Genomic DNA, 1,255 nt, shown 5'->3' on the forward strand with positions numbered 1-1,255 from the left:
TACCTCGGTACGATCCCACCTTGCCCAATCTTGGCCTTCTACCCCCTCCCTTGCCTTACGAGCCCTCGCCCTACTAACCTCTACCTCGCCGACCCCTACCTCGCCCTACTACCCGACCTTGCCTCCTACCTGTCTACTGCCCTACCTTGCCCCAACCTGTAGCTCCCCTCCCCAGCCCTGCATTTACCTAGTTAACGCCACCTTTACCATTCTCACCCCTAGAACCCCCACAGCTCGGCACGCCATAGACTTCTGGAGGAGTAACCGCCATTTATGGTCTGATGCAGAAATAGGCCCTGCAGAGGACAGTAGCGATGGAGCTGACCTTCCTGCCCCTGTGGCCCCTGTCGCCCCTTCCGTACAAGGATATACTGCCATCAATTCCAAGAGACGTGCCCTCCTGATTAGTGGCATCCCAATTGAGCTTGTCTACCTCGAAGGAGATGAAAAAGGAACCCAACTCCTGCTTGATATGCTGAAGGTGCCACTTTGCTGATCTAAGGAACGCCTTGTTTCCGTTGCTGCTGAACTGAAAGCGTCACTAGATGCCCGCTTACTTGCCACAGGAGCAGCTCGCCCTCGAAACAGGTACAGGGCCATTCTTGACTCCAGTGACACCTATCAAAGCACTGAACTTGTACGCGTTCACCCTGGGCCTGCTAGCAATTTGCCTACTCGGGTACTATTTCATTTGCTCCACCTCTCTGCCCGCCTATCCCCTCCTTCCGTACTTCACCATGCCTTGACCCATTAGACCGGATTTCGTGCCAACAGATCCAAGGCTAGGAAACAGGTTGCTCAGCCTAGCCATCCCTCTGAATCCAATCCACGTCAAGAACACTTAGAGCCCAGTGCTGTCTTGGTTGTTGCTGAAGACAGCGAACCCATGAGTAATCAAGTTGAAGAACTTGTTGGTCTCCTTTCAGGCGACGATGGCAACCCACCTGGTCATAGAATTTATGCTGCTGGTCTTCCAGCTACCAAAAGACGTCTCACTAAGAAGCAGCAGAAAGAACAGCAATCAAAAAAAGCCAAAATAAGTGCAATGCAGCAACGGTTTGAGGAGGAAGAGACCATAGCTCAGAGGTGGAAGCAGCAGGCGGAGCAGTCAGCACAACTTGCCAGAAGCTACAAGACCACTGGAAAGGGCTCCACCGACCTACCCCCACGTCAGAGAAAACCACCTTCTGCCAGCAATGACTACATGTGACTGTGTTAGCTTTTATGAGGCCCAGTAAATCTTGTTTCTTTTTTC

Annotated in this window: 1 protein-coding gene; it reads left to right on the forward strand. The window is 52.4% G+C overall.

Features of this window, described 5'->3' with window-relative positions; translation table 11 throughout:
- The first annotated feature begins 886 nt into the window (after window positions 1-886).
- Entirely contained in the window at window positions 887-1,210 is a 324-nt protein-coding gene (locus V6D20_24355) for a hypothetical protein (protein HEY9818913.1), read from the forward strand.
- Window positions 1,211-1,255: the final 45 nt, after the last annotated feature.

The sequence above is a fragment of the Candidatus Obscuribacterales bacterium genome (assembly GCA_036703605.1).
In the GTDB taxonomy this organism is placed as follows: Bacteria; Cyanobacteriota; Cyanobacteriia; order RECH01; family RECH01; genus RECH01.

What these genes read in the sequence shown, in the direction of transcription:
- V6D20_24355 (HEY9818913.1), top strand. Translation starts at nt 887, where the DNA reads ATGAGTAATCAAGTTGAAGAACTTGTTGGTCTCCTTTCAGGCGACGAT.